The 17,639-nt window shown below is 65.8% G+C and carries 21 protein-coding genes, 1 tRNA gene and 1 riboswitch; of the genes, 15 read left to right on the top strand and 7 right to left on the bottom strand.

Features of this window, described 5'->3' with window-relative positions; translation table 11 throughout:
* Positions 1-181: 181 nt before the first annotated feature.
* The 3 genes from G7044_RS09365 to dtd all read right to left on the bottom strand — a co-directional run bounded on the left by G7044_RS09365 (position 182) and on the right by dtd (position 2,521).
* A complete protein-coding gene (locus G7044_RS09365; protein WP_166328239.1) occupies positions 182-1,564 on the bottom strand; it encodes a PepSY-associated TM helix domain-containing protein in 1,383 nt (460 codons plus the stop codon).
* Positions 1,565-1,602: 38 nt separating this feature from the next.
* Positions 1,603-2,004, bottom strand: a complete 402-nt coding sequence (locus tag G7044_RS09360) for a DUF2946 family protein (protein ID WP_166328237.1) — start codon at positions 2,002-2,004, stop codon at positions 1,603-1,605.
* Positions 2,005-2,071: 67 nt separating this feature from the next.
* Positions 2,072-2,521 (bottom strand): D-aminoacyl-tRNA deacylase, encoded by a 450-nt coding sequence (dtd, locus tag G7044_RS09355; RefSeq protein ID WP_166328235.1) that lies wholly within the window; start codon positions 2,519-2,521, stop codon positions 2,072-2,074.
* 120 nt (positions 2,522-2,641) lie between these two features.
* Between dtd and hchA the strand changes: the two genes are divergently transcribed.
* Positions 2,642-3,499, top strand: coding sequence for a glyoxalase III HchA (gene hchA / locus G7044_RS09350; protein ID WP_166328233.1), 858 nt, complete (start codon positions 2,642-2,644; stop codon positions 3,497-3,499).
* 70 nt (positions 3,500-3,569) lie between these two features.
* Here the strand turns inward: hchA and alaE are convergent, their stop codons facing one another.
* The 3 genes from alaE to G7044_RS09335 are packed head-to-tail and all read right to left on the bottom strand — an operon-like array spanning position 3,570 to position 5,367.
* Positions 3,570-4,016, bottom strand: coding sequence for an L-alanine exporter AlaE (gene alaE, locus G7044_RS09345; RefSeq protein WP_166328231.1), 447 nt, complete (start codon positions 4,014-4,016; stop codon positions 3,570-3,572).
* Entirely contained in the window at positions 4,013-4,963 is a 951-nt protein-coding gene (locus G7044_RS09340) for a 1-phosphofructokinase family hexose kinase (protein ID WP_166328229.1), read from the bottom strand. The genes alaE and G7044_RS09340 overlap by 4 nt, the downstream gene beginning before the upstream one ends.
* Positions 4,960-5,367 carry a metallopeptidase family protein gene (locus tag G7044_RS09335; RefSeq protein WP_166328227.1) on the bottom strand — a complete coding sequence of 136 codons (408 nt, stop codon included), beginning with the start codon at positions 5,365-5,367 and terminating at the stop codon, positions 4,960-4,962. Before G7044_RS09335 ends, G7044_RS09340 begins: the two co-directional genes overlap by 4 nt.
* A gap of 81 nt (positions 5,368-5,448) precedes the next feature.
* Here G7044_RS09335 and gltX point away from each other — a divergent pair, with 81 nt between their 5' ends.
* The 14 genes from gltX (at position 5,449) to G7044_RS09265 (ending at position 16,641) form a co-directional block, all read left to right on the top strand.
* Positions 5,449-6,771, top strand: coding sequence for a glutamate--tRNA ligase (gene gltX, locus G7044_RS09330; protein WP_166328225.1), 1,323 nt, complete (start codon positions 5,449-5,451; stop codon positions 6,769-6,771).
* A gap of 86 nt (positions 6,772-6,857) precedes the next feature.
* Entirely contained in the window at positions 6,858-7,553 is a 696-nt protein-coding gene (locus G7044_RS09325) for a C40 family peptidase (RefSeq protein ID WP_166328223.1), read from the top strand.
* Positions 7,554-7,784: 231 nt separating this feature from the next.
* Positions 7,785-7,861, top strand: a tRNA-Met gene (locus tag G7044_RS09320).
* A gap of 191 nt (positions 7,862-8,052) precedes the next feature.
* Positions 8,053-8,934: a hypothetical protein gene (locus tag G7044_RS09315; RefSeq protein ID WP_166328221.1), complete on the top strand. Its 882-nt coding sequence runs from the start codon at positions 8,053-8,055 to the stop codon at positions 8,932-8,934.
* Between the two features lie 142 nt (positions 8,935-9,076).
* Positions 9,077-9,183: riboswitch (TPP riboswitch) on the top strand.
* A 68-nt stretch (positions 9,184-9,251) separates the two neighbouring features.
* Positions 9,252-10,055, top strand: a complete 804-nt coding sequence (gene thiD / locus G7044_RS09310) for a bifunctional hydroxymethylpyrimidine kinase/phosphomethylpyrimidine kinase (protein ID WP_166328219.1) — start codon at positions 9,252-9,254, stop codon at positions 10,053-10,055.
* Positions 10,052-11,035 (top strand): glycine oxidase ThiO, encoded by a 984-nt coding sequence (gene thiO, locus G7044_RS09305; protein WP_166328217.1) that lies wholly within the window; start codon positions 10,052-10,054, stop codon positions 11,033-11,035. The genes thiD and thiO overlap by 4 nt, the downstream gene beginning before the upstream one ends.
* On the top strand, positions 11,032-11,226 hold the full coding sequence (gene thiS, locus G7044_RS09300; RefSeq protein ID WP_166328215.1) for a sulfur carrier protein ThiS: 195 nt from the start codon (positions 11,032-11,034) through the stop codon (positions 11,224-11,226). Before thiO ends, thiS begins: the two co-directional genes overlap by 4 nt.
* Before the next feature lie 3 nt (positions 11,227-11,229).
* The gene (locus G7044_RS09295; protein ID WP_166328213.1) at positions 11,230-11,994 is read left to right on the top strand and encodes a thiazole synthase; all 765 of its coding nucleotides are present in this window, start codon (positions 11,230-11,232) and stop codon (positions 11,992-11,994) included.
* Positions 11,991-12,587: a thiamine phosphate synthase gene (locus G7044_RS09290; protein ID WP_166328211.1), complete on the top strand. Its 597-nt coding sequence runs from the start codon at positions 11,991-11,993 to the stop codon at positions 12,585-12,587. Before G7044_RS09295 ends, G7044_RS09290 begins: the two co-directional genes overlap by 4 nt.
* The gene (locus G7044_RS09285; RefSeq protein ID WP_166328209.1) at positions 12,584-13,570 is read left to right on the top strand and encodes a HesA/MoeB/ThiF family protein; all 987 of its coding nucleotides are present in this window, start codon (positions 12,584-12,586) and stop codon (positions 13,568-13,570) included. Before G7044_RS09290 ends, G7044_RS09285 begins: the two co-directional genes overlap by 4 nt.
* On the top strand, positions 13,570-14,520 hold the full coding sequence (locus G7044_RS09280; protein WP_166328207.1) for an ABC transporter substrate-binding protein: 951 nt from the start codon (positions 13,570-13,572) through the stop codon (positions 14,518-14,520). Before G7044_RS09285 ends, G7044_RS09280 begins: the two co-directional genes overlap by 1 nt.
* Complete coding sequence (locus G7044_RS09275) at positions 14,517-15,194, top strand: TenA family protein (protein WP_166328205.1); 678 nt, start codon at positions 14,517-14,519, stop codon at positions 15,192-15,194. The genes G7044_RS09280 and G7044_RS09275 overlap by 4 nt, the downstream gene beginning before the upstream one ends.
* A complete protein-coding gene (locus tag G7044_RS09270) occupies positions 15,191-15,913 on the top strand; it encodes an ABC transporter ATP-binding protein (RefSeq protein ID WP_166328203.1) in 723 nt (240 codons plus the stop codon). Before G7044_RS09275 ends, G7044_RS09270 begins: the two co-directional genes overlap by 4 nt.
* The gene (locus G7044_RS09265) at positions 15,910-16,641 is read left to right on the top strand and encodes an ABC transporter permease (RefSeq protein WP_207630243.1); all 732 of its coding nucleotides are present in this window, start codon (positions 15,910-15,912) and stop codon (positions 16,639-16,641) included. Before G7044_RS09270 ends, G7044_RS09265 begins: the two co-directional genes overlap by 4 nt.
* On the opposite strand, the gene G7044_RS09260 is transcribed toward G7044_RS09265, so the two are convergent.
* Positions 16,638-17,639 carry an ABC transporter substrate-binding protein gene (locus tag G7044_RS09260; RefSeq protein ID WP_166328201.1) on the bottom strand — a complete coding sequence of 334 codons (1,002 nt, stop codon included), beginning with the start codon at positions 17,637-17,639 and terminating at the stop codon, positions 16,638-16,640. The two genes, G7044_RS09265 and G7044_RS09260, sit on opposite strands and share 4 nt — an antisense overlap.

Raw genomic sequence — 17,639 nt, 5'->3', positions numbered from 1 at the left:
ACCATGATACGGCGGCCCGGCGGTGCCCCTGCGTGTCGGTGGGACCCTGTGGTAGACCCGGCGCGACTGGCTGCACACGCGGCAGCACGCGACACGGGTTTGGCGCTAGATGAGGGCGGCGCCCCGAAAAGTCAAGCCTGCCCGTGGGAATGGCCGCCCTCACACGGGCGGCCAAGGGGCGCTATGCCTGCGGTGCAGACCGTCCGGGCGTGCTCAGCCGCTGCCAGATCAGGTCCAGCCCGATCATCACCACCAGCGACAGGCCGGTCAGCGGGAACAACACCCCGCCGATGGCCAGCAGGGCGAACAGCCCGATGAACACCCGCCGGTCCGCGGGCAGAGGCGGCACGCCAAGGCTGCCCGAGGGCCGCCGCTTCCACCACATCACCCCGGCGCTGACCGACAGCAGCACGATGCCCGCGCAGGCAATCAGCAGGACGATCTGGTTCACCACCCCGAAGGTCTGACCCATATGGGTGCCGATCCCCCATTCCAAGCCGCGACCCAGCGGGCCGTAATCGGCATAGCTCATGTCGATCAGAGGCTCGTTGCTGTACTGATCCAGGTGGACAACGCGCTGCTGGTCGAGGTCATCGGGATAGACCGAGGCGGAATAGACGCCGCTGGGCTTGGTCGGCAGTGCCACCGAATAGCCCCGATGCATGCCAAGACGATCGAAGGTCTCGACAGCCGCGTCGATGCTGATCGGTGCTGCGCCGTGCGGTTGCGTCGCCTCGGGGATCTGCGCCTGTTCCAGCGTCCACGAGGTTTTCGCCACGTGATCCAGATGCTCGTCCGACATCGGCACATCGATCCGCAACCCGGCAGGATAGCCAAAATTGTGGCCGTTCGCCCATTGGTTCACTTTCGCCCCCAGGACCGAGGACCAGGGCAGCCCTGTCAGCGTCAGAAAGACGATAAAGCCACCGATGCCAATACCGGTCACCGCGTGCAGGTCGCGCCAGAAGACACGGCGCCGGGGCGTCCCGCGGACCGAGACGACGCCGCCCTTCTGTCCGCGCGGCCACCACAGCCAGATCCCCGTTGCGACCAGCAGGATCGACCAGCCGGCGACGATCTCGATGATCATGCGGGGCGTGGCACCCAACAGGCGGAACGAATGCAGAAGACGCACCGTCCATCCGATGGTGGTGCGGTCCTCGCGCACCTCCAGCACCTCACCGTTGTACTGGTTTACATAGGCGGCCATGCGGGGGCCTGTCTCGGGCTGAATGGTGATCTGGGTCGACAGATCGTCGCGGGCGGGGTCGGTGTATTTGACCGCTGTGCCGGGTTGGGCGGACAACGCGGCTGCGACCAGCTCGGTCGGCGGCAGGGCTTGGTCGCCCGGCGTCACCTGCATGAAATCGGCGTGGAACCAGCGGTCGATTTCGTTGTGATACAGATAGATCGCACCGGTCACCGCCAGCGAGATCATGAAGGGCAGCACCAGCAGCCCGGCATAGAAATGCCAGCGCCAGACGGCACGGTAAAGGTTGGCCACGCCGCCCGATGCGGGCGTGGCAGATTGCGGGGCAGCGGCCCCGTTGGTCAGGTCAGTCATGTTTTAGATCCAGTCTGAAGGTATTGGGAAAATAACCGTCAGGCGGAAAGCGGTGGCCCGGTGGCCGGGGGCAATCCGGTGCCGCGGGCGCCGATCAGGGTTGTGGCAGTGAAGGGGGCGTTTAACGCATATGACCGGCGCAGCGGTCGGGCCAGCACGGGCAGCAGCGGGGCGTCAAAAGCGGCTTGACTTGCGGCCCATGCGCAGGTCGGCTTGTGCTCGTCATGTGGGTCTTTGCCGGCCGGGTCCACGGGCTGCATGGTGACGGGATCGACCAGTATTTCGGCCGGGCCGCCTCCGGTGCAGATCACCAGCGTGATCGCGCCATCTGCGGACCTGGTGGGCATGAACCCGCTGGCGATCAGCGAGGACAGCAGGAACGGCAAAAGCACCGCGCAAAAGGCGGTGATCCGAAGCAGCTCTGCCGTTTTTCTCTTCATGTCGCGCGGCTTATGCGGAAATCGCTCGCGGCGCAATCAAAGGTATTTCGCAGTCGCGCATCGCTTTTCAGGCGCGGTCGGCCGTGTCCATCCAGATCGTGACCGGCCCGCTATTGGTCAGGGCCACCTGCATGTCGGCACCGAATTCGCCCGTCTCGACGGCGATTCCCATGCTGCGAAGCGACTGGGCGAAGTGCAGATACAGCCTTTCGCCTTGCTCAGGCGCTGCGGCGGTCGAAAAGCCGGGACGGTTGCCTGAACGGGTATCGGCGGCCAGCGTGAACTGACTGACAACCAGCGCCGCGCCGCCGGTATCAAGAAGCGAGCGGTTCATCTTGTCGTTCTCGTCCCGGAAGATCCGAAGCTTGGCCACCCGCGCCGCCAGCTTTTCCGCCGCTTGCACATCGTCGCCCTGCATGGCGCAGACAAGCACCAGAAGGCCCGGACCGATCTTGCCGGTAACGCGCCCGTCTACGGTGACAGAGGCGTCGGAAACTCGTTGGATCAGGGCGCGCATTGTTCTTTCCCATGTGGTGCCCGGAACCGATGCCACGAAACCCAAGGCTGCGGCAATCGGATTGGAACATTCCCCCAGAGTTGACCGTTTTACCGCGGATCAGAGATGAAGGAGGCTGCCATGGCCAACTCCGACGACAAGAGCAAGAAGCCGCAACCAGACCCGGCAGAGGATAACGCGTTCTTCCCCTCCGAATATTCGCTGGGCGAATTTACCGCGCCAAAGTCGGATCTGAGCGGCGCAGATTATGAGACGCCTTACAATGGGGGGCGCTGGAAGGTTCTGGTGATCGGCGCGGATGAACGTTATTTGCTGACCGATAACGGCACCATGTTTTCAACCGGCAATCATCCGGTCGAAACGCTGCTGCCGATGTACCACATGGACAAGGCGGGCTTTGACTTTGACATCGCGACGGTGTCCGGCAACCCGGTGAAGTTCGAGCATTGGGCCATGCCGTCCGAAGATGAAGAGGTCAAAGGCTTCTTCCGCAAACATGCCGGGGCCTTCAAGCAGCCGTTGAAGCTCGCGGATGCGGTGGCGGATAGGCTGGGACCGGATTCGGATTATATCGCGGTCTTCATCCCGGGCGGCCACGGTGCGCTGATCGGCCTGCCTGAAAGCGAGGATGTGAAAGCCGTGCTGGAATGGGCGGCGGGTGCTGACAAGCACGTCATCTCACTGTGCCACGGGCCGGCGGCGTTTCTCGCGGCAGAGGGCGCGGGTCTGTATGATGGCTACCGGATCTGCGCTTTCCCGGATTCGCTGGACGCGCAGACGCCTGACATGGGTTATATGCCCGGTCATCTGACGTGGAAATTCGGTGAGAGGCTGAAGGGCATGGGGTTCGAGATCGTGAATGACGATATTTCGGGCGAGGTGCATCAGGATCGCAAGATGCTGACCGGCGACAGTCCGCTGGCGGGCAATGCGCTTGGAAAGCTGGCGGCACGAGAGTTGCTGAAAGCCGCCGGATAAACGCAGCGCTGCGCTTAACGAAACCGCCCGGCCCTGTTCGTTGGGGCCGGGCGTTTGGTTGGGCGGGCTGTCAGTCGCTGTTGAGGCTCATCGGCTTTTTGCCGCCGGGGGGCAGGCCGAACAGGCGGCGGATCCAGTTCAGAAACGCGCCATAGGGGCGGCCAAGTGCCAGCATCATCACGGCGGCCCCCAGCACACCGCGCCAGAAGCCTGCGCCGGATGCGCCGCTGATCCAGATGATCGCGCCATAGATCGGCACCTGAAAGCTGACAAGCGCGACGCTGTCCCAAAGCAGGCGCGACAGCCGGCCGGGTCCGGCGCGCCGCATCACCCAGTCGCGCCAGATGCCATAGGGGCGTGCGACGGGCAGCATAAGGGCCGCGCCGAGGATTCTGGCCTGTGCGACCTCTGACCAACTCATACCGGCGATGAAGCGCTCGTTCAGGATGCCGGTCGCGGTGAAGAACAGGACAAGCGCCGTGGTGTCTGCGATGAAGGCACGAGGCGCGCGCGTCATAGCGCCGTTACGACGCGGGCGGCGAACAGCCGTTCGACATCCTCGGCCCGGCACAGTTCGGTCGCAGGTGTCATGCAGGTGGCCGAGGCCATCGCCGCCCCAAGCCCGAGCGCCTGATCGGGGGGCAGGCCGCGCGCCAGCCCCAAGGTGAAGCCAGCGACGAAACTGTCGCCCGCGCCCACTTTGCTGACAATATCGACCTTCGCCGCTTCGGCGTGCCACGCGCCTTTGGGCGTGGCGATGATATTGCCATCACCGCCGCGCGCCACGATCACCGCCTGCGCCGCCCCGGCCTCGACCAGCGAGGCGGCAAAGCGCGCGGTATCGGCGCGTTCGGGCAGGGGTTGGCCGGCCAGCCCCTCGGCCTCTTCGCGGTCCATGCGCAGCAGTGCGAAGTTGTGGCCGCCATCGGCCACGGCGCGCAGGGCCTTGCCGGATGTATCGACGACAAGCCCGGCATCGCCATCGGCCAGCTTCGCGGCCAGAAGCGCGGCGTAGTCATCGGGCACGCCGGGCGGGTTCGACCCCGACAGCACCACCAGCCCGCCGGGCTGCGCGGCCTGAATGATATGGGCGATGGACTTGCCGACATCGCCCGATTGCCATTCCGGCCCCGGCATCACGAAGCGGTATTGCAGGGCGGCGTCGCGGTCCATGACGGCCAGCGACTGGCGGGTTTCGCCCGGGGCGCGCATTTCGCGCCAGTCGAGGCCCGCGGCTTCCAGCAGTTCGGCCAGACGGCGCCCGGTGGTGCCGCCAAGCGCCACGAAGGCGGTCGATTGCCCGCCCACGATCCGGATCGCGCGGCTGACATTGATGCCGCCGCCGCCCGGATCGACGACCGGCGCGTCGCAGCGCAGCTTCACATCCGGCACGACCTTTTCGGCACCGGTGGAAATATCCAGCGCCGGGTTCAGCGTCACCGTCAGGATGGGCGCCTGAGTCATTCCCACCACCGGTCGATTTTCGCGATATCGTCATCCGACCAGCCGAAATGATGGGCCAGTTCGTGGACCGTCACATGGGCGACCAGATCGGCCAGCGTGACATCGCCGCGTTCCGCCCATTCGTCGATGATGGCACGCCGGAACAGCCAGATCGTGTCGGGGAAATGCTGGGGCGAGGACGCCGCCTTCTCGGTCATCGGGATGCCGTCATAGATGCCGGTCAGCTCCAACGGGTCATCGATCTCCAGCTCGTCCAGCATGGCGTCATCGGCGAATTCCTCGACGCGCAGGACGACATCCTTGGCATGGGGCGCGAAGGCTGCGGGCAGGGTTTCGATCACCTGACGGGCAATCGCTTCGATGTCGTCATCTGATGGTGCGGTGGCGTCTGTCCAGTCGGTCATCTTCTTCCCCCGAATACTGCCCCTGATATGGACAAAATCGACCCCATGTGAAAGAGGAAGCGGGTCCAAAGGAACACAGCCATGACCACCACCCGTTTTGCGCCCTCGCCCACGGGGCATATCCATGTCGGCAACCTGCGCGCGGCGCTTTTCAATTATCTGATCGCGAAGAAGGCCGGCGGCACCTTTATCCTGCGCTTTGATGATACCGATACCGAACGGTCCAAGCAGGAATACATGGACGGGATCAAGCGCGATCTGGAATGGCTGGGGATCAGCTGGGACCGGATCGAGCAGCAGTCGAAGCGGCTGGACCGGTACGAGGAAGCGAAAGAACAGCTTCGTGCGGATGGCAAACTTTATGAGGTGTTCGAAACCCCGACAGAGCTGGACCTGAAACGCAAGAAGCAGCTGAACATGGGCAAGCCCCCGGTCTATGACCGCGCGGGGCTGGCGCTGTCGGACGTCGATAAGGAAAAACTGCGTGCCGAGGGGCGCGACGGCTACTGGCGTTTCAAGCTGGATCAGAACCGGATCGAGTGGACGGACGGCATTCTGGGCGATATTTCCATCGACGCGGCCTCGGTCAGCGACCCGGTGCTGATCCGCACCGATGGGACGGTCCTTTATACCTTCGCGTCGTCCGTCGATGACAGCGATATGGGCGTGACGGATATCGTGCGCGGCTCGGACCATGTGACTAATACCGCGACCCAGATCCAGATCATTCAGGCACTGGGCGGCAAGGTGCCGAATTTCGCCCATCACAGCCTGTTGACCGGCGCGCAGGGTGAAGAACTGTCCAAGCGTCTTGGCTCGCTGGCGATCAAGGACCTGCGCGATGCCGGCGTCGCGCCCGAGGCGCTGGTGTCGATGATGTCGCGGCTGGGGTCGTCGCAGCCGGTTGAGCTGCTGTCGATGGACGAAATCGCCGCCAGCTTCGACCTGTCCCATTTCGGCGCCTCGCCGACGAAATTCGATGCCGAGGACCTGTGGCCGCTGACACGCCACCGCAACCAGTCGCTGCCCTTCGATGCCGTGCAAGACCGCATCAAGGCGCTGGGCGTGCCGGACGATCTGGCCGAGCGCTTCTGGCGCGTGGCCAGCCATAACATCACCAAGCTGGACGATCTCGGCCCGTGGTGGGAGATTTTCAGCAAGGGCGCCGAACCCGAAATCGCCCCCGAGGACGCGGATTTCATCGCCCAGGCGATGACCCTGCTGCCGCCGCCGCCCTATACGGATGCGACCTGGGGCGAATGGACCGCCGCAGTGAAGCAGGAGACCGGCCGCAAGGGCAAGGGCCTGTTCATGCCGCTGCGCAAGGCGCTGACCGGGCAGGCGTCGGGGCCGGAAATGGCCGATGTGATGCCGCTGTTGCAGGTGGTGAAGGCGCGCGGCTGACGCGCCCGTGTGTTGCTGCCCCGGCGGTTGCCCGCCGGGCTGGGGTGCCTAAGGTAAGGGCCGACCAGTCAAAAAGGGGGCGTCCGATGCCTGCGATCCTGCGTGTCTTTCCGTTCCTGGTATTTCCCATTTGCGCGACGGCGCAGACGGTCGACTGGGCCGAGGTCATGCGCGAAGCCGAATGGGACTGGCGACCGGGCGATCTGATCTTCCGTAATGGACTTGACGATCTCGACGAGATGATCCGGCAGGCCGAGGGGGCCAACTGGTCCTCGGTCGGGATCCTGCGCACGGCCAGCGGCGATCCGCGCGTGGTCATCGTTGACAGGAACGAAGGCGTGACCGAGCGGATGCTGTACGAATATATCGACGGTCTGGCCCCGGACGAATATGCCGTCTACCGCATCGACGCGCTGGATGTGAATGCACCGGGCAAGCAGATGGAGATGGGGCCGGTCGCCAGTTTTGCCCTGCTCTCCGCCTATGGCGCGCCCTTTGACGAGCGGCGCACCTTCGGTAATGCCGCATATTACAATGCCGAATTGCCCTTTGAAGCCGCGAAGAAGTTCGGCGTGTTGCTGGGCCAGCCGGTCAAGCTGCGCGATCTGGGTGCGGCCAATTCGGCGCTGCGCGAAAAGCTGTTGGAGAACTGGAGCGATAACCGGCTGTGTCGCCATGCGACCTCTGCCGAGGATTGCTGGAACCATATGGGCGCGGTCGCGATCATCACCCCCGGCGCGCTGATCGCTTCAGGCGCGATGCGGCAGGTCTGGCCGGAATAGGCAGTATTCGGCAATCTCGCGGGGAAGGGACGGGGCGGCTCGCCGGGACAGGGCGTGCTGCTGGCAGGTGGTCTGCAGGGTGAAGGCTAAATCTACTTCGGCCAGGACACCGGACACGGCTTCGCGCGCTGCCCTTCGGGAAGCATGGAAACTGACAAGAAAACGCCAAAATCCTCTTGACGCCTCCGCTGCCCTCCCATACATCGCCCACACCCGAAGCGGGTTGCTTGGGGCGGAGTAGCTCAGCTGGTTAGAGCAGAGGAATCATAATCCTTGTGTCGGGGGTTCAAATCCCTCCTCCGCTACCATTCCAAGCCCGAACGACCCCTTGGGGCCGGGGCGCAAATTTTCCAGACATTGCTGTCATTTTGTGCGCTGCATGTGCGTCGTCACGACATGTAGCGTCAGGATTTTTAACGCTATTGTCCTGCCTGCGGTTGACAGTGCGGTCGCCGGGAAGGCCTAAAGTGTTCAGAGACTTGCCGTATTCATGGATCCCATGCCCAGACTGACCTTCTTCTATATCGTCGAGCCGCCGGAATATCAGATCATGGCCTGCACGTTGCTGGCCTCGATCCGCACCAACTTCGGCGATGATGTCGCCGCCATCGGCTATTGCCCGGAACACCGGATGGACGAACTGCACCCTGCGGTTTTCAAGGCGCATGAGCTGATGGGGGCCGAGATCCGGCCGATGAAGACCGAGGGCATGTGGGACGAGCCCTATCCGCATGGCAACAAGATCATCTCGGCGCTGCAACCTCGCGACAGCGAGTTTTCGGCCTTTGTCGACAGTGACGTTTTGTTCCTGCGTGCCAATTCGCCGGATAACCTCGTCTGCGGCGGTGCGGTAAGCTGTTCCGTCGCGGCGTCGATGGTCTGGGCCAAGCAGACCATCTGGAACGATGTTTATGGCGCGTTCGACATGCCAGTCCCGACCGAACGCGTGCGGCTGATGCGCCAGAATCACCGCTCGATCCCCTATTTCAGTTCTGGTCTGGTGGTGTTTCCAGAACAGGCCGGCGCGCAGGGGCGCTTTGCCGATGTCTGGTATGACACTGCCCGCCAATTGGACCGGGTCGAGGCGATCCCCAAGCGGCGGCCCTATCTGGACCAGTTGTCATTGCCTGTGGCGATACGCCGCGCCGGGCTGGACTGGAACGAGCTGCCCGAGGACCAGCATTTCATTCTGGGCGGCAAGCTGCGCAACAAGCCGCTGCCCGAAGGACGTGACATCTATACTGTCCATTACCGGGCAGAGGTGATCCTGGAAGAGGTCGGCCTGAGACGTGCGTCCCAACGTATGCTGCGAGAACAGACCGGGGTGCGGTTCGTGCGCCGGCTGACCTCGAAAGCCGCGATTGACAACGCCAAGACCTGAGCGGGCCGGCGCGCCTTGCTGAACGGCCCCGATCAGCAGGGCTTCGTTTCAGTGCTTTGTGCCCTGCGGTCCAAGCTCAGGATCTGGCGGTGCTGTCAAACACCCCTTGCCGTGGCGGAAGTTTCCGCCTAGCCTGCGCGCCACTTACTCGTTGGGGTGCCCGGGCTGCGGTCTGGGCTGAGAGGCAATAGCCAACCCATCGAACCTGATCCGGTTAATACCGGCGGAGGGAACGGGTAGCTTGGCGACGCCTGCCGATTGCGCGCGGTATCGTGATTCCCCCAGAGCCCATTCGCCGGTCGACAAATGGGGGCGACGTGACCGCGATAGCATTGACCATCGCAGGATCCGATAGCGGCGGCGGTGCCGGGATCCAGGCAGACCTGAAGACATTCTCGGCGCTCGGCGTTTATGGGGCGAGTGTGCTGACGGCGGTGACGGCGCAAAATACGCGCGCAGTGACTGCGTTCGAACTCGTATCACCCCGACTGGTAAGGGCGCAGATCGCGGCGGTGCTGGACGATCTTGCGGTTGGCGCGATCAAGATCGGCATGCTGGGCGATCCGCAGGTGATCCGCGCCGTGGCCGATGGTCTGCGCGGCAGCGGCCTGCCGGTCGTACTGGACCCGGTCATGGTGGCGAAATCGGGCGACCGGCTGCTTGCGGCCGAGGCGGTCGCGGCACTGCGCGAGGAGCTTTTGCCGCTGGCCACGCTGCTGACCCCGAACCTGCCCGAGGCCGCAGCACTGCTGAAGGGCACCCCTCATGCGGTTCCTGTGGCCGTCAAGGCGCAGGGCAGGGCGCTGCTGGCTTTGGGGCCGGAATGGGTGCTGATGAAGGGCGGTCATGCCGCAGGCAGGGTCTGCACCGACCATTTGATCGGTCCAGAGGAAGAGGTCTTTCGCGCCCCCCGGATCGCCACCCACAACACCCACGGCACCGGCTGCACCCTGTCGGCGGCCATCGCCGCAGGGCTGGCGCAGGGCATGGGGCTGCCGCAGGCGGTGGCCCGCGCCCATGCCTATGTACACGCTGCCATTTCCGCCGCTGACGGCCTTCGGATCGGTGCCGGACATGGCCCGGTGCATCATTTTCACGCCGTATGGAAGGAACTGACATGAGTATGACTCGCATCCTGGGGGCCGGCGTCATGGGCCTTGCCATCGCCACCGAACTTTCCGCACGCGGTCATCAGGTCGAATTGGTCGATCCCGAAATCGGCCCCGGCCCGCATGGCTGTTCCTGGTGGGCGGGTGGCATGCTCGCGCCCTATTGCGAAGGCGAATCGGCCGAGGAGCCGGTCGAGCGCTTGGGCCTTGATGCCATCGGCTGGTGGGATCGTCATGCCGGCGGCGTGCAACACCGGGGTACGCTGGTACTGGCCCAAACCCGCGACCGGGCCGAACTGGACCGCTTTGCCCGGCGCAGCCGGGGCCATCGCCTGGTGGACGCTGATGAGATTGCAGCGTTGGAACCGGATCTGTCCGGGCGCTTTGCCAGTGGCCTGTTCTATGCAGACGAGGCGCATCTGTCCCCGCGTGACGCGCTGGGGGCGTTGCGCCAGAACCTGCAGGCGCGGGGTGTGACCCTGCACGCGACCCCGCCCGACACAGAACCCGACCACATCATCGACGCGCGCGGTCTGGCGGCCCGCGACCAACTGCCCGATCTGCGCGGCGTGCGCGGCGAGATGATGGTCCTGCGCTGCCCCGAGGTCACGCTGTCGCGCCCGGTGCGGCTGCTGCATCCGCGCATCCCGCTGTATATCGTGCCACGCGGCGATGGCATCTTCATGCTGGGCGCGACGATGATCGAAAGCGACCGGCGGGGCGTGGTCACAGTGCGCTCGGTGCTGGAACTGCTCAGCGCCGCCTATGCGCTGCTGCCGGCCTTTGGCGAGGCAGAGGTGCTGGAAACCGGCGCCGATGCACGCCCGGCCTTCCCTGACAATCTGCCCCGGCTGCGCCATCAGGGTGGAACTTTGTTCGCCAACGGTCTGTATCGGCACGGGTTTCTTCTGGCGCCCGCAGTTGCCGCCATGGCCGCCGAGCATCTGGAAACCGGCGCCATCCCCGAATTCATGGACGAGGTTGCGCAATGAACATCACCCTCAACGGTGCGCCCTGCCAGACCGCAGCGGCGACCATGGCCGCGCTGCTGGTCGAACAGGGCTTCGGCCCAAAGGTCGCGACCGCCCGCAACGGCGACTTCGTGCCCGCGCCCATGCGCCCCGACACCCCGATCACCGAGGGCGACCGGATCGAGGTCCTTGCCCCCATGCAGGGGGGCTAGGCGATGCCGGTCTTCTATGGCACCGAAATTGATAGCGCGCTGATGCTGGGGACGGCGCAGTATCCCTCGCCGTCGATTTTGGCGGATGCCTTCCGCGCCGCCCGTCCCGGCATCGCCACCGTCAGCCTGCGCCGCGAGGCGGGGGGCGGGCAGGGGTTCTGGGATCTCGTTTCCGGTCTGGGCGCCCGCATCCTGCCCAATACCGCCGGCTGCCACACCGTCAAGGAAGCCGTCACCACCGCCCAAATGGCGCGTGAACTGTTCGGCACAAGCTGGATCAAGCTGGAGGTGATCGGCCATGCCGACACCTTGCAGCCCGACGTCGTGGCCCTGATCGAAGCCGCCACGATTCTGTCGGCCGACGGTTTCGAGGTCTTCCCCTATTGCACCGAAGACTTGACCGTCTGCGCCCGGCTGCTGGATGCCGGTTGCCAGGTGCTGATGCCCTGGGGCGCGCCCATCGGCTCGGGCCGGGGGATCAACAATGCGTATGGTCTGCGCAGCCTGCGGGCGCATTTCCCCGATGTGCCGCTGGTCGTCGACGCGGGGATCGGGCTGCCCTCGCACGCGGCGCAGGCGATGGAGATGGGCTTTGACGCCGTGCTTTTGAACAGCGCCGTGGCCCGCGCGGGCGATCCTGCCGCCATGGCCCGCGCCATGGCGCTGGCGGTCGAGGCTGGGCGCGCCGCCTTCACCGCCGACCCGATGGATGCCCGCGACATGGCCGCCCCCTCGACCCCCGTCATCGGAAAGGCCTTTCTCGAATGAACCTGCCGCGTTTCTACCCGATCTTTGACGATGCAGACTGGCTGGCCCGGATGCTGCCGCTCGGCGTGCGATTGGTGCAGCTGCGCCTGAAGGATCGCCCCTTGCCGGACCTCCGCGACCAGATCCGCCGGTCCCACGATCTGTGCCGGACGGCGGGTGCGGTTCTGGTGGTCAACGACCATTGGCAGATCGCGCTGGAGGAGGGCTGCGACTGGGTCCATCTGGGGCAGGAGGATCTGGACCTTGCCGATCTGGCGGCGATCCGCGACGGCGGGCTGCGGCTGGGCATCTCGACACATGACGAGGCCGAACTGGACCGCGCGCTGGCGCTGCGGCCTGATTACATCGCGCTGGGTCCGGTATGGCCGACGATCCTGAAGAAGATGAAATGGCACCAGCAAGGCGTTGAAAAGCTGACGGAATGGAAGGCCCGGATTGGTGATGTGCCGCTGGTTGCCATTGGCGGGATGACGCCCGAACGCGCGCAGCTGGCCTTTGCTGCGGGGGCCGATATCGCCGCTGCCGTGACCGATATCACCCTGAACCCTGACCCCGAGGCGCGGGTCCGCGACTGGCTGCGGGTGGCGGGATGAGCCGCTATGCCCGCCAGCAGATCCTGCCCGAGGTGGGCAATGAAGGGCAGGCCCGGATCATGGCTGCGCATGTGCTGGTCATCGGCGCGGGTGGGCTTGGCGTGCCGGCGATCCAGTATCTTGCCGGGGCCGGAATAGGGCGGATCACGCTTGTCGATCCCGACCGCGTCGAGGAGACCAACCTCCACCGCCAGCCGATTTATGGCGCCGCACTGGGCCGGCCCAAGGCCGTTGCAGCCGCCGCCTTCCTGCAGTCCCTGAACCCGCAGGTGCATGTCACGCCGCATGTGGCCTGGGTCACGCCTGCGAATGCCCCGGCGCTGGTGGCGGGGACCGATCTGGTGCTGGATTGCGCCGACAGTTTCGCCGTCAGCTATATGCTCTCGGATCTGTGTTTTGCGATGGGCAAGCCGCTGATTTCGGCCTCGGCGCTGGGAATGTCGGGCTATGTCGGCGGCTTCTGCGGCGGCGCGCCGTCGCTGCGCGCGGTGTTTCCCGATCTGCCCGACAACCTTGCCACCTGCGCCAGCGCCGGGGTGCTGGGGCCGGTTGTGGGCATGCTGGGGGCGCTTCAGGCGCAGATGGCGCTGGCGCAGGTGCTGGGGCTGACGCCCTCGCCGCTGGGGCAACTCATGCGCCATGACTTGCGCGACTATCGCAGCGCCAGCTTTCGTTTCGACGGCACTGCGGAACCGCAGGCGGCCTATCGCTTTATCGCCAGTTCCGATATCGCCCCCTACGATTTCGTGGCCGATCTGCGCGACGAGACAGAGGCCCCGCGCCCCGCCGCCGCCCATGCCCACCGCCTGACAGTCGCCGATTTCGGCCCCGGCGGTCCGCTGCCCGCGCCGGGTCAGCGCGCCGTTCTGGCCTGCCGTTCCGGCCTGCGCGCCTGGCGCGCCGCCGACCGCCTGCGCACCGTCTGGCCGGGCGAGATCGCCCTGCTGGCCGACACACCCGATATCGTTGAAGGAGACACCTGATGACCCTCACCCGCTTTGCGACCGTACTGGCCGCCGGTCTGAATTTCGCGCTGCCCGCCATGGCGCAGGACAAGCTGACGCTGATCCTCGACTGGTATGTGAATCCCGATCACGCCCCGATTGTGCTGGCGCAGGAAAAGGGCTTCTTCGCCGATCAGGGGTTGGAAGTCGAAATCGTCGCCCCCGCCGATCCGGCCGAGCCGCCCAAACTGGTCGCCGCCGGCAAGGCCGATCTGGCCGTCAGCTATCAGCCGCAGCTGCATCTGCAGGTCCATGAAGGCCTGCCAGTGGTCCGTGTCGGCACGCTGGTGGCGACGCCGCTGAACTGCCTGCTGGTCAAGGCCGATGGCCCCGTGCAGACCGTGGCGGACCTGAAAGGTCGCAAAGTCGGCTATTCCGTCGCCGGTGTCGAGGAGGCGGTGATGGCCGCCATGTTGCGGCCCGCCGATCTTGGGCTGACAGACATTGAAATGGTGAACGTGAACTGGTCGCTGGTCCCCGCATTGCTGACCGGACAGGTCGACGCGGTCATCGGCGCCTTTCGTAACTTCGAGTTGACGCAGATGCGGCTGGCCGGCGGCGAAGGCCGTTGCTTCTACCCCGAGGAAGAAGGCCTCCCCAGCTATGATGAGCTGATCTTTATCGCCAATTCCGAAACCCTCGACCGCGACCGCGTCAGCCGCTTCCTCGCCGCGATCGAGCGCGGCAACGAATACATGCTGAACCACCCGAAGGACGCGCAGGCGGTCTTCGCGGCGACGGCGCCCGATCTCTCGGACGAGCTGAACACCCAGGCCTGGGGCGATACGCTGCCGCGCTTTGCCCACAGCCCGGCGGCGCTGGATCACGGCCGCTATGCCCGGTTCGAGGCGTTCCTGCATGAGGCCGGTCTGATCGACAGCCAGCTGCCGGTTTCGGCGCTGGCACTGGATCCGGGGGCTGCGGAATGAACGCACCCGACTATGGCCGCAGCTTCGCGTCATGGCGCGAAGCCTGCGCGGCGCCGTGGCAGGCCTATACCCGGCACCCCTTCGTCGAAGGGCTGGGTGACGGCAGCCTGCCGCGCGCCGGGTTTTTGAACTATCTGCGTCAGGATTATGTTTTCCTGATGCATTTTTCTCGCGCCTGGTCTCTGGCCGTGGTCAAGGCCGACACCTTGGCGGAAATGCAGGCCGCCAGTGCCACCGTCCACGCGCTGCTGCATCACGAAATGGCGCTGCATGTCAGCATCTGCGAGGCGGCGGGCATATCCCGCGCCGCGCTTGCCGCGACCGAGGAAGCGCCCCAAAACCTCGCCTATACCCGCTTCGTGCTCGAGGCCGGCTATTCAGGCGATTTCCTCGACCTGCTCGCGGCGCTGGCGCCCTGCGTGCTGGGCTATGGCGAAATCGGGGCGCGGCTGCTCGGGCAGGCCGCCGACACCCCCTATCGCGACTGGATCGAGACCTATGGCGGCGACGAATACCAGCAGCTGTGCCGCGATACTGGCGCGCTGATCGACCGCGCGGTGGCCGACCGGCTGGGTCCGGCGCCCGAAACCCTGCCGCGCTGGAACCAGCTTGCCGGCCGCTTCGCCACCGCAACCCGGCTGGAGGCGGCATTCTGGGAACTCGGCCAGCCATGAACGGGCCAGCCGCAGTTGGCATCGTCAGCTTGTCCGGGCAGGTGCGGATCGGGGGGCAGGCGCTGTTTCCGCCGATCCGGCTGGATCTGGCACCGGGCAGATGGACCGCGCTTCTGGGCGATTCCGGTGTCGGCAAATCGACGCTGCTGCGGCTGATCGCCGGGCTGCCCATCGACGGCTGTTTCGACGGCCGGATCGACACCCCCCTGCCAGCTGCTCTGATGGCGCAGGATCCGGGGCTGCTGCCCTGGCTGACCGTGCGGCAGAACGCGGCGCTCGGGTCGCGGCTGCGGGGCACGCGCGCCGATGCGGACCGCCTTGACGACATCCTGACCCGGACCGGGTTGCAGGACCACGCCGCCAAGCGCCCCGCTCAACTGTCCGGCGGCCAGCGGCAGCGCGTGGCACTGGCACGCACCCTAATGGAGGATCGTCCGCTGGTCCTGTTGGACGAGCCTTTTTCGGCGCTCGACATGCGGATGCGGCTGGCGATGCAGGATCTCGCGGCGGAACTGCTGGGCGGGCGCACGGTGCTGATGGTCACGCATGACCCCGCCGAGGCCGCGCGGCTGGCCGACCACATCGCCCTGCTGACACCGGCGGGGCTTTTCCCGGCCGAAACCCCGGACATGCCCGCGCCGCGCCCGGCCACCGATCCCCAGGTGATGGCCTGCCAGGCGGCGTTAATCGCCCGGCTGCTGGCCCGAGAGCCGGCATGAAGGCGCGCCAGATCCCCGCCGCGATCCCGGTCGCCATCGGCCTGCTGGCGCTGTGGCAGGGGCTGATCCTGCCACCCTTTCTGCTGCCGGGGCCTGTGGCGGTCGTCGGCGCGCTGTTCAGCCATCGCGATGTGCTGGCAAGTGCGGCGCTGACCACGCTGGCCGAAATTCTCGCCGGCTTTGCGCTTGGCGCGGGCCTTGGTGCGGGGCTGGCCGTGGCGATGGCCTATTGGCCGCGCCTTGCTGCGGCGCTGCGGCCGGTGCTGCTGATCTCGCAGGTGATCCCGATTTTTGCGCTGGCGCCGATCCTGACCCTGTGGCTGGGCTATGGCATGGCGCCCAAGGTCGCGGTGACGGCGCTGATCTGCTTTTTCCCCGTCGCCTCGGCCTTTCTGGACGGGTTGCAGCGCAGCCCGCCGGCCTGTCTGGATCTGGCGCGGACCATGGGCGCCAGCGCCGGGCGCGAGATGTGGCACATCCGCATTCCCATGGCGCTGCCGATGCTGGGCAGCGGGCTGAAGCTGGCGGCGGTCTATGCCCCGATTGGGGCTGTGATCGGCGAATGGGTCGGCGGGTCCGAGGGCTTGGGCGCGGTGATGATCCACGCCAATGGCCGCATGCGCATCGACCTGACATTTGCGGCGCTGACGCTGGTCACGCTGATCGCGCTGGGGTTTCACGGCGCCGTCGCCTGGGGCGTGCGGCGCGCCTTTTGGCGTTTCAGCTAGCCGGCGTCGGGCGCGGTCGGACCCGGCCGGGCGGGACGGGCGAATGCGTCTTGCAGCAGCGGAACCAGCCGGTCCAGTGCATAGCGCAGCGACAAGGGCGACATGAAGCTAAGCGCGCCGGTCAGTTCCGGGTCGGCCCAGATCGCGCGGTTTTCGCGCGCCAGCCGCGTCTGTCGATAGACCGGCATGTCCTGAATGCGCGCCGCAGTTTCCGGGTCCACCAGCCACAGCACGGCGTCGATATCGAACAGGTCGATCCGCTCCGGGCTGACCGAGAATTGCCCGTTCGGCTGCACCAGCCGGTCGAACTCTGGCGGGGTGTGCATCCCCAGCTGTTTCAGCAGCAGATTGGCCCCGGCATCGCTGCGATATCCGACGAATTGGCCATCGGTGAAAAAGCCGATCGTTGCCGTCTTTCCGGCGAATTCGGGGTTGGCGGCGGCCAGCTGGCTGATCTGCTGTTCGATCCCGGCGATGACCGTGCGAGCCTTGGCCTCGGTTCCGGTGGCCTCGGCGATCAGGCGCAATTCGGCTTGCCAGGGCGCGCTCCAGACGGGGAAGCCTTCGGGCGGGCCGATGACCGGGGCGATGCCGGACAGCAACTGATAATCCGACGGCGACAGGTTAAAGAAGGATGCGACGATCAGATCGGGCTGCTGGGCATAGACCCATTCGATATCCACCTCGAATCCGTTCTGGACCTCGGGCGTGGCGTTCAGGGTTTTGCGGGTCTCCTCGGCCCAGAACCATGTCGCGAAGTCGTGGCCGCCGAACCATTCACGCACGCCCACAGGCGCGATGCCGAGCGCATACAGAAAATCCTGCTCGTGATACCCGACCGACACGACGCGCTTGGGCGGTTCGTCCAGCTTTGTGGTGCCAAGCGCGTGGCGGATCTGGCGCGGCCATCCGGTTTCGGCGCGCAGGGTGCCGGGCAGGGTCAGGCCGGCGCTGGCAAGTGTCAGGAACAGGCGGCGGGTGAGGTCGTTCTGTGTCAT

This window comes from Paracoccus xiamenensis, assembly GCF_011308835.1.
Classification (GTDB): domain Bacteria; phylum Pseudomonadota; class Alphaproteobacteria; order Rhodobacterales; family Rhodobacteraceae; genus Paracoccus; species Paracoccus xiamenensis.
Note: the sequence above shows the minus strand (reverse complement) of the source record. Positions and strands in the feature narration are given on the sequence as shown.

Excerpts from the sequence above, each read along its gene's own strand:
- G7044_RS09365 (WP_166328239.1), bottom strand. The coding sequence starts at position 1,564 with ATGACTGACCTGACCAACGGGGCCGCTGCCCCGCAATCTGCCACGCCC.
- G7044_RS09360 (WP_166328237.1), bottom strand. The coding sequence starts at position 2,004 with ATGAAGAGAAAAACGGCAGAGCTGCTTCGGATCACCGCCTTTTGCGCG.
- dtd (WP_166328235.1), bottom strand. The coding sequence starts at position 2,521 with ATGCGCGCCCTGATCCAACGAGTTTCCGACGCCTCTGTCACCGTAGAC.
- hchA (WP_166328233.1), top strand. The coding sequence starts at position 2,642 with ATGGCCAACTCCGACGACAAGAGCAAGAAGCCGCAACCAGACCCGGCA.
- alaE (WP_166328231.1), bottom strand. The coding sequence starts at position 4,016 with ATGACGCGCGCGCCTCGTGCCTTCATCGCAGACACCACGGCGCTTGTC.
- G7044_RS09340 (WP_166328229.1), bottom strand. The coding sequence starts at position 4,963 with ATGACTCAGGCGCCCATCCTGACGGTGACGCTGAACCCGGCGCTGGAT.
- G7044_RS09335 (WP_166328227.1), bottom strand. The coding sequence starts at position 5,367 with ATGACCGACTGGACAGACGCCACCGCACCATCAGATGACGACATCGAA.
- gltX (WP_166328225.1), top strand. The coding sequence starts at position 5,449 with ATGACCACCACCCGTTTTGCGCCCTCGCCCACGGGGCATATCCATGTC.
- G7044_RS09325 (WP_166328223.1), top strand. The coding sequence starts at position 6,858 with ATGCCTGCGATCCTGCGTGTCTTTCCGTTCCTGGTATTTCCCATTTGC.
- G7044_RS09315 (WP_166328221.1), top strand. The coding sequence starts at position 8,053 with ATGCCCAGACTGACCTTCTTCTATATCGTCGAGCCGCCGGAATATCAG.
- thiO (WP_166328217.1), top strand. The coding sequence starts at position 10,052 with ATGAGTATGACTCGCATCCTGGGGGCCGGCGTCATGGGCCTTGCCATC.
- thiS (WP_166328215.1), top strand. The coding sequence starts at position 11,032 with ATGAACATCACCCTCAACGGTGCGCCCTGCCAGACCGCAGCGGCGACC.
- G7044_RS09295 (WP_166328213.1), top strand. The coding sequence starts at position 11,230 with ATGCCGGTCTTCTATGGCACCGAAATTGATAGCGCGCTGATGCTGGGG.
- G7044_RS09290 (WP_166328211.1), top strand. The coding sequence starts at position 11,991 with ATGAACCTGCCGCGTTTCTACCCGATCTTTGACGATGCAGACTGGCTG.
- G7044_RS09285 (WP_166328209.1), top strand. The coding sequence starts at position 12,584 with ATGAGCCGCTATGCCCGCCAGCAGATCCTGCCCGAGGTGGGCAATGAA.
- G7044_RS09280 (WP_166328207.1), top strand. The coding sequence starts at position 13,570 with ATGACCCTCACCCGCTTTGCGACCGTACTGGCCGCCGGTCTGAATTTC.
- G7044_RS09275 (WP_166328205.1), top strand. The coding sequence starts at position 14,517 with ATGAACGCACCCGACTATGGCCGCAGCTTCGCGTCATGGCGCGAAGCC.
- G7044_RS09270 (WP_166328203.1), top strand. The coding sequence starts at position 15,191 with ATGAACGGGCCAGCCGCAGTTGGCATCGTCAGCTTGTCCGGGCAGGTG.
- G7044_RS09265 (WP_207630243.1), top strand. The coding sequence starts at position 15,910 with ATGAAGGCGCGCCAGATCCCCGCCGCGATCCCGGTCGCCATCGGCCTG.
- G7044_RS09260 (WP_166328201.1), bottom strand. The coding sequence starts at position 17,639 with ATGACACAGAACGACCTCACCCGCCGCCTGTTCCTGACACTTGCCAGC.